The sequence below is a fragment of the Phormidium sp. FACHB-1136 genome, assembly GCF_014697375.1.
Taxonomy (GTDB): domain Bacteria; phylum Cyanobacteriota; class Cyanobacteriia; order Phormidesmidales; family Phormidesmidaceae; genus Nodosilinea.
The window spans coordinates 77,028-85,597 of record NZ_JACJRS010000010.1; the positions used below are offsets into that span (position 1 = coordinate 77,028).

Annotated in this window: 7 protein-coding genes and 1 pseudogene; 5 read left to right on the top strand and 3 right to left on the bottom strand. The window is 58.5% G+C overall.

The features are described 5' to 3' along the window. Nucleotides 1–16 precede the first annotated feature (16 nt). Nucleotides 17–2,803 (top strand): ATP-binding protein, encoded by a 2,787-nt coding sequence (locus H6G62_RS05135; protein ID WP_190493040.1) that lies wholly within the window; start codon nucleotides 17–19, stop codon nucleotides 2,801–2,803. Further along, complete coding sequence (locus H6G62_RS05140) at nucleotides 2,796–3,179, top strand: response regulator (RefSeq protein ID WP_190493041.1); 384 nt, start codon at nucleotides 2,796–2,798, stop codon at nucleotides 3,177–3,179. Before H6G62_RS05135 ends, H6G62_RS05140 begins: the two co-directional genes overlap by 8 nt. Nucleotides 3,180–3,299: 120 nt before the next feature. On the opposite strand, the gene infC is transcribed toward H6G62_RS05140, so the two are convergent. After that, nucleotides 3,300–3,827, bottom strand: coding sequence for a translation initiation factor IF-3 (gene infC, locus H6G62_RS05145; RefSeq protein WP_190493042.1), 528 nt, complete (start codon nucleotides 3,825–3,827; stop codon nucleotides 3,300–3,302). A gap of 149 nt (nucleotides 3,828–3,976) precedes the next feature. On the opposite strand from infC, the gene H6G62_RS05150 reads away from it, so the two are divergent. Then, nucleotides 3,977–5,101 (top strand): THUMP domain-containing protein, encoded by a 1,125-nt coding sequence (locus H6G62_RS05150; protein WP_190493043.1) that lies wholly within the window; start codon nucleotides 3,977–3,979, stop codon nucleotides 5,099–5,101. 110 nt (nucleotides 5,102–5,211) lie between these two features. Here H6G62_RS05150 and H6G62_RS05155 read toward each other — a convergent pair whose 3' ends face one another. Further along, nucleotides 5,212–5,955: an ABC transporter ATP-binding protein gene (locus H6G62_RS05155; protein WP_190493044.1), complete on the bottom strand. Its 744-nt coding sequence runs from the start codon at nucleotides 5,953–5,955 to the stop codon at nucleotides 5,212–5,214. 230 nt (nucleotides 5,956–6,185) lie between these two features. On the opposite strand from H6G62_RS05155, the gene H6G62_RS05160 reads away from it, so the two are divergent. Together H6G62_RS05160 and H6G62_RS05165 are read left to right on the top strand one after the other, a co-directional pair. Further along, nucleotides 6,186–7,055 (top strand): alpha/beta hydrolase, encoded by an 870-nt coding sequence (locus tag H6G62_RS05160; protein ID WP_199324755.1) that lies wholly within the window; start codon nucleotides 6,186–6,188, stop codon nucleotides 7,053–7,055. 151 nt (nucleotides 7,056–7,206) lie between these two features. Beyond that, nucleotides 7,207–8,202, top strand: coding sequence for a 2-hydroxyacid dehydrogenase (locus H6G62_RS05165; protein WP_190493045.1), 996 nt, complete (start codon nucleotides 7,207–7,209; stop codon nucleotides 8,200–8,202). 233 nt (nucleotides 8,203–8,435) lie between these two features. Here the strand turns inward: H6G62_RS05165 and H6G62_RS05170 are convergent. Next, nucleotides 8,436–8,570: pseudogene (locus H6G62_RS05170) on the bottom strand (photosystem II D2 protein (photosystem q(a) protein)); the annotation flags it as partial.

The window sequence follows — 8,570 nt, forward strand, 5'->3', positions numbered from 1 at the left end:
GACAGACCCAGGCACCATGGCCATTTCCCTACGTACCCTGCTGATTGTTCCCTTTGTGCTCCAAGTACTGGGGATTACGGGGCTGGTGGGCTATGTGTCCTACCGCAGTGGGCAGCGGGCAGTGCAGGATATGGCCCGCCAACTGATGGTGGAAATGGGGCAGCGGGTGGAGGCTAACCTAGAGACCTACCTTCAGGTACCCAAAACCCTAACCCGAGTCAATGCCCAGGTGATGATCACAGACCAAGGCCAGGGGCCAGCCCTGGATCGCCTGGAGACCGATTTCCTTCAACAGATACAGGGGTTTCCAGAGATTATCCAGTTAACCATGGCCACCCCCGCCGGATCCTTCCTCGGGGTGTCGCGGCTGGGCAACGACCAAACCCTCATCCGTCACCGCAACATGACCCAGCGAGATCATCGCCTCTACCATTACCAGGGGGATGCCAACGGGCAAAACCGCCGCCCGGTGGCGATGCGCCCAGAGGATCATCTCTCCCTGGATGCCCCCGATCCGTCAGGGTACTTGGAAGCGGAGAGCACTACCCAGGGGATTTGGCATCTCAAGGTAACGCTGCACCCCGGCCATGATCACCCCCTCTTGGCGATGGTACGATCCCAGCCCGTCTACAACCGTCGAGGGGAATTAAAAGGGGTCTCCAGGGCTGGGGTGTTGCTGCCAGATCTGAGTCAGGTGTTACAGACGGTGGTGCATCCCCGCGAAGGACAGGTGCTCTTACTCGATGCGAATGGTGCCCTAGTGGCCACCTCCACGGGAGAAGCCGTATTTTTCACCGAGGTGGCGGAGGATCTCCCCCTCCATGCCCCAGCCCAATATCGCCAATTGGCTTGGTACCAAAGTGACCATGCCCTGACCAAGGCGGCGGTGCAGGAGATCGTGAGTCAGTATGACCGTCTGGGCAACCTCAAATCACCCACCTTTTTGACCTTTTGGTTTGAGTCCCAGCCCTATTTCCTCCACGCCAGCCCCATGGATGGGGAACTCGATTGGCTGATGGTGACGGCCATGCCCAGCCGGGAGTTTATGGCCACCCTCTACGCCAACTTCGCCCGCACCCTTCTGTTCTGCGCCCTAGCGCTGATCGGTTCCACGGGCCTCGGCATTTGGACGGCAACCGTCATCACCAAGCCCATCCTGGCCCTTCAGCAAGCCACAGAATCCTTTGCCCAGGGGGCCACCGCCCTACCCCCCAGTCCGCCCAGCCATATCCAAGAGGTCAACGCCCTCCGCCAGCGGTTTGACGAGATGGTTCGGCAGTTGATGAGTTCTCTGCAAGCCCTCCGCCACCGGGAAGATACCCTGGCCATCTTTCTGGATGGGGTGCCCGTCGCCATCAGCGTCCATGACCCCGATGGCCGGATTCTCTTTCTCAACCATAAAGGGCAGCAGATCCTACCCATGGGCATCTTGTCCAGCGACCTCACGGAGTTGCCGCAGGATTACGGTCTCTACCTGGCCGGGAGTCAGGAGCGCTATCCCGTGGAGGATCTTCCCGTGGCCCAGGGGTTGCAGGGCAGAGCGGCCTACGCCGATAACCTAGAAATCGACATCAACGGCCAGCGCATTCCCCTAGAGGTGCATAGCATTCCCGTCTTCGACGACCAGGGGCAGGTGCGCTACTGCATTGCCGCCTTCCAAGACATCACCGAGCGACGACAGGCGGAGATCCTACAGGCCAACTATGAACGGCAACTGGAACAGCAGGTGGCAGAACAAACCGCTTCCATTGCCGAGGGCAATGCAACCAAGCAAGCGCTGATTAATGCCATCCCCGACCTGCTGATGCGCCTGGGGCGAGATGGCGTTCCCCTCGAGATTTATAACCTAGAGACCGCCAACTGGATGGGGGATAAAGGCACCGCCCACCTGCAATCGATCTACGAGGGCCTGCCCTCCACCGTGGCCAACCAGCGCCAACAGTTGATTGACTTGGCCCTAACCACGGGGCGCATCCAGCGGCAGGAATACGAAATTACCGTGGCGGGACAAACCTACTGGGAAGAGGCCCGGATTGTGCCCGTCACCGAGGATGAGGTGCTGGTGGTGGTGCGCGACATGAGCGAACGCCACAGGATTGACCGCCTCAAGGACGAGTTTATCGCCATGGTCAGCCACGAACTCCGCACCCCCCTAACGGCCCTTCGCGGAGCCCTGGGCATTCTGGATTCTGGCGTCCTCCACAGCCGCCCCGACAAGGCCCAGCACATGCTCGATATGTCTCTGGTCAACACCGACCGTCTGATTCGCCTGGTGAATGACATTCTGGATCTAGAGCGGCTGGCCTCCGGCAAGGTCAAGCTAGTACAAGAGCCGTGTCAGATCGCCTCGCTCATCCATCTCGCCATCGAAGGGGTGGAATCCCTTGCCCTTGCCGCCAAGGTCTTCCTCCACCGCGATGTCATCCCGGCCACGGTTTGGGTGGCCCCCGATGCCATCGTCCAAACCCTGGTGAACTTGCTGAGCAATGCCATCAAATTCTCCCCCGCCCACAGCCACATCTGGTTACGGGCGCAATGGCAATCCCCCCACACCGTCCTCTTCTCCGTAACCGACCAGGGGCGCGGCATTCCAGCGGATCAGCACAAGGCCATTTTTGATCGCTTTCAGCAGGTGGATGTCTCCGACTCGCGCCGAGGGGGAGGAACCGGGCTGGGATTAGCGATCTGCAAAAGCATCATTACCCAGCATGGCGGAAACATCTGGGTCGAGAGCGTATTAGGGGAGGGCAGCACCTTCTACTTCACCCTACCGACGAGGCCCGATGGTGAACCCCATGGCTAAGCACATTCTGGTCATCGACGACGAACCCGACATTCGTGATGTGGTCTGCCTCTCCCTAGAGGAATTTGGCCACTGGCACACCACCGGAGCCGGATCGGGCCAAGAGGGGCTGCAACTGGCCAGCCATCACCCCTGGGACGCTATCGTCCTAGATGTGTCCATGCCTGACTTGGATGGCGTTTCCGTCGTCGCAACGCTCCAGGCCAACCCGATCACCCGTCACATTCCGGTGATTCTGCTGACCGCCCGTGTCCTCCCCAGCGACCAAGCCCGCTTTGCCCAACTGGGGGTTGCCGGAGTGATCGCCAAACCCTTCGACCCCCTCCAGGTGTGGCAGCAGGTCGCCGCCATCATCGGCTGGGACACCTCAGGGTGATCCTTGGGCTTAACCTCCAGGGCTAAGGGCAAACCTCCGCTGAGGAGGGCAAAAAAACGATGGGCCGTGGGTAAACCACGGCCCATCCCACAGAAACGATTGGTCTAGGACAACGTTCGCCTAGGCCGGAGTAATCATCAGCACGAGGGCACGTTTATCTAGGGCTTGGACTTTCCCGGCATCGCCAATATCCTGCACAATCCGGTCTAGCAATTCTCCGGCCCGGTCGCGGTGCTGGTGTTCACGGCCCCGCAATCGAATGATAAATTTCACCGAGTCTCCCTTAGACAGCCATTCCACCGTGCGCTTGATGCGAAGCTGGTAGTCCGACTCGCCCACATTAGGCCGCAGCTTCACTTCCTTGAGCGAAGGCTTGGAGCTTTGCTTCTGTCGCTTACTTTGCTGATACTGAAGCTTGCCGTAATCCAGAATTTTGGCGACAGGGGCGTCTTTACCATTGGAAACCACCACCAAATCGAGCCCCTGCTCCTCCGCTAGCCTAAGGGCATCGCGGGTGTCTACAAGGCCCTGATTTTGGTTTTCATGATCGATCAGTAGCACCTGAGGTGCCCGAATTTGCCGATTGACCAGTTGAGTCTTAGAAATAAGTCGTTCCTCCAAGAATTCGACAACGATAGACCGTGGCATCAACCAAGCCTAGGGGCCAAGTTGCGTAAGCCACTATCGCAGATTATCACTAGAATAACCTAGGTTTTGTTCCCTGGTTGTATCCCAGGAATGGGTCTTAACAAAACACTAGACCTCTAGGTTATCCTGCCGTTCTTCGCCGTTGCCCTATGCCCCAGTATTTTGCCACCGTTGCCCACGGGCTAGAGTCTCTGGCGGCGACGGAATTAGCCGCCCTGGGTGGCCAGAACGTGAAGGAGGGCTTTTGTGGGGTGGCGTTTCAGGGCGACTTGGGCCTACTGTATCGGGTGAATTTGTGGTCGCGGCTGGCCTTTCGGGTATTGGTACCGTTGGGGGATGGCCCCTGTGTGGATGCCGAAGACCTCTATCGGGGTATTCAAAGCCTTGATTGGCGACCCTACCTGCCGCCGGATCGCACCCTGGCGGTGGATGTGTCGGGCCAGCACCGCCGTTTAAACCACAGCCATTTCACCGCCCTGCAAGTGAAGAACGCCATTGTCGATCAGCAGCGTGAACACTGGGGCGAACGTTCCAGCGTGGATGCCCACCAGCCCGATGTGCGGGTGAATGTGCACTTAAACCGCGATCACTACACCGTCAGCCTGGATAGCTCTGGCCACAGTCTGCATCGGCGGGGCTATCGGGCGGCGGTGGGGGCGGCTCCACTCAAAGAAACCCTGGCGGCAGCTCTGGTGCAGTGGACGGGCTGGCAGGGTGAAGTCCCGCTGATCGATCCCCTCTGTGGATCGGGGACGTTGCCCCTAGAGGCAAGTTTGATGACCCTAGGGATTGCCCCCGGCCTGTTTCGGGACTCCTTTGGCTTCCAAACCTGGCCCGATTTTGACGCTGAATGGTGGGACGACCTCTGCCAAGAAGCCGACGCCAGCCACGGTGGGGAACTCAAGACCCTCGTCTGGGGCTGTGATCGCTATGAGGCGGTGATTCAGCAAGCCCAGGGCAATGCTGAACGCTGTGGCTTGGCGGATCAGATCCAGTTTTTTGTGCAGGAACTTGAAGACCTTGCTGCCCCCGCCGATCAGGGCTATATTCTCTGCAACCCGCCCTACGGGGAACGGCTAGGCCGGGATGAGGATCTTGCCGCGTTCTATCGTCAGTTGGGAGACGTGCTCAAGCAGCGATTCAAGGGCTGGACAGCCTTCGTCCTCAGCGGCAACAAAGACCTCGCCCGCACCATTGGCCTCAAGTCTGCCCAGCGCTGGGCCGTCCATAATGGTTCCATCCCCTGCCAGTGGATGAAGTACGAATTGTATTAAACACCTCATACCAAATCCTAATTGGATAACCCCGATTCCCAGCCCGGCAAACCGTAGGGGCGAGGAAACCTCGCCCGCTGGTAGCGGGGGCATGGATGGCAATCCCTCAATCAGCAGAAAAATTCGGCATAGGCGGGTAGGGCCGACTCGGTGAGGGGGGCTTGCCCATAGGCCCGCTGAATGTTTTCAAAGGTCATCACCGTCTGGGGTACGTCGTTGGCCAACAGCGTGCGGTTCAGCAGCAGCAGCCGATCATAGCGATTCAGCGCCTCGCCCCATTCGTGGCTGCACACCACGAGGGTTTTGCCTTGGGCCTTGAGTTCGGCAAAAATGCCTAGCATGAGGGCTTCCGTTTTTTTGTCAATTCCGGTAAAAGGTTCATCGAGCAGGAGCAAATCGGCCTCCTGGGCGAGGGCACGGGCCAAAAACACCCGCTGCTGCTGTCCACCGGAGAGTTCGCCGATGGGCCGATCCGCCAAGTGCAGCATATCCACCCGTTCTAGGGCTACGGTGGTTCGCTGTTTGGCCTGCTGACTAGGAGCCTTGAACCATCCCGCCAGGGCCGATTGAGCCATCAAGGCTACATTCCAGGCGGTGATCGGGTAGTCCCAATCAATGCGGGATCGCTGGGGTAGGTAAGCCACGGCCCGCCGTTGCCGCCGCAGGGGCACACCCTGAAATATCACCCGGCCCTGGTACGGCACTAAACCCAACAACGCCTTGATAAAGGTACTCTTTCCGGCCCCGTTCGGCCCCACCAGCCCCACCAACTCGCCGGGAGCCAGGGCTACAGACACCTGGCGCAGCGCCGCTATCCCCCGATAGTGCACGGATAGGTCTTGAACCTCTAGCATAGTCGCCAAAAATGATAACCGTTATCACTATCATACTCGCCATCGGCCTAAAAAATCAGCTTGCCCACCGTGGGAGAGCCCGTCGCCATCCTCCCCAGCCAGATCTATACCAACAATTAAAACGTCAGCGGGGAGGAAAAAGCGTCACAGTGGAAGCTGTGAAAACTACGGAGTCCCGACATAATAGACAGCAGCACAAGCACTCTGACGCGTCTACCTGGCCCTTCGCTATGCCCTCGTTCCAGCTTCTCCTCAGCGTTTTGGGTGTTTCTGGCCTGGTCTACCTAGGGTTGTGTGGGTGGCTACGGCTGATTCAGCGATGGATGATGTATCTCCCCACTGCCCTAGGCCCAGCAACGCCCCAAGACTGGGGACGGCCCTACGAGGAGGTGTGGATTCCGGTGGAGGGGCATGGTGATTCTGGATACCTCCATGGCTGGTGGATACCCACCTCAGAGGCTCCCGGCCTCACAGTGCTCTACTTGCATGGCAACTCTGGCAGTATCGCGAGCAATATCAGCCAAGTGCGGCGTTTGCGAGCCCTAGGGGCCTCCGTACTCACCATTGACTATCGAGGCTATGGCCGTAGTTCTGGCCCCTTTCCCAACGAGTCTCGTCTCTACGCCGATGCCGTCGCCGCCTACCAGTTTTTGGTGACCCACAAAGCCGTTGATCCCCACCACCTGATTGCCTACGGCCACTCCCTCGGTGGAGCCATTGCCATCGAACTTGCCCTGCGGGTTCCTACCCTGGCTGGCCTCGTGGTGGAAGGATCCTTTACCTCCATGGGCGATATGGCGGAACGTTCCACCTACAATGCCTGGTTCCCGGTGCGGCGGATGCTCACCCAGCAGTTTGATTCCCTAGCCAAGGTGCCCCACCTCGCCCTGCCCACACTCTATATTCACGGTCTTGCCGATGCCTCGGTGCCTGCCACCATGGGCCAAACCCTCCACCAAGCTACCCCCGCCCCCGCCGATCTCTGGCTAGTGCCCAAGGCCGACCACAATGATCTCACCACCCTAGCCGGGGCCGACTTCGACCACCGTCTGCGCCAGTTTTTTCAGCACCACATCCTAGCCACCAGTCCCTCACCCTAGCCTCCCTTGCTCGTGGCTGCGTTGGATATCGCACCTAGGGTCATCTCCCAGCATAGCCACAACCATCCTCCGGTAGGCTCCAAAACGTCATCAAACCGCCACTTAGGGTTACCCTAGGGGCAGATTTTTCGCGGAATAGCCAAATTGCCCCATGAAAGTTGCGGTTTTTAGCACCAAGCCCTACGACCAAGTTTCCTTTGAACAGGCCAACGGCCCCCACGGCCACGACTTCACCTTCCTGGAAGCCCGCCTGACCCCGTCCACGGTATCCCTGGCCCACGAAGCTGAGGCCGAGGCCGTCTGTGTGTTTATCAACGACGAGGTGAACCGCAAGGTGCTAGAAAAGCTGGCCAAGTTGGGAATTCGGCTGGTGGCCCTGCGCTGTGCCGGGTTCAACAATGTGGATTTAGCCGCCGCCAAGGAGTTGGGCATTACCGTGGTGCGGGTGCCCGCCTACTCGCCCTATGCCGTGGCCGAGCACGCTGTAGGGCTGATTTTGATGCTGAACCGTCGCCTCTACCGGGCCTACAACCGAGTGCGCGACGACAACTTTGCCCTCAACGGTCTGCTGGGGTTTGACCTGCATGGCAAAACCGTCGGCATCGTCGGCACCGGGAAAATTGGTCAATGCTTCGCCCAAATTATGAAGGGTTTTGGCTGTCGGCTGCTGGCCTACGATGTTTACCCCAATCAAGCTTGTATCGATCTCGGTGTGAGCTACGTTGACCTGCCTGACCTTTTCGCCCAATCGGACGTAATTTCCCTACACTGTCCGCTCCTGCCCGCCACCTACCACCTAATTAACGACGAAACTATCCAACATATGAAGCCGGGGGTAATGCTGATCAACACCAGTCGTGGCGCGTTGATGGATACCAAAGCGGTGATTGAGGGGATTAAATCCGGCCAAATTGGCTACCTGGGCACCGATGTTTACGAAGAGGAAGAAGACCTGTTCTTTGAAGACCTCTCAGGCACCATCATTCAAGACGATACCTTCCAACTGTTGCAGTCCTTCTCCAACGTGGTGATCACTGCCCACCAAGCCTTTTTTACCCAAGAAGCCCTTGGCAACATCGCCGATACCACCCTGTCCAACATCAGCACCTTTGCCAAGGGCGAACCCTGCCCCAACGAGGTAAAGTAACACCCAATCCGAAGCAGAAAAAACGATTCCCAGTCCAGCACCCCGTAGGGCGCGGTCTCCTCGCCCACGGATGCCGGGGATAAACGAGCCAGGTTTGGCATGAACCCTTAGGCTGTAGGCCATAAATAGGCCATAAATAAAAAAGAGGCGATCCGGTGATCGCCCCTTGCTGAGTGGGGTTTGGGTAAGATCGGTTAAACCTGCCCCAAACGCCCGAATAGGTTGGGTTTCCCTTACAGAGCGTTGCCGCGAGGCAGCACTTCTTCGGGGAATACAAACTTCTCGTGGGGTTGGTCGGTGGGAGCCATCCAAGCCCGGATACCTTCGTTCAGCAGAATGTTCTTGGTGTAGAAGGTTTCAAATTCAGG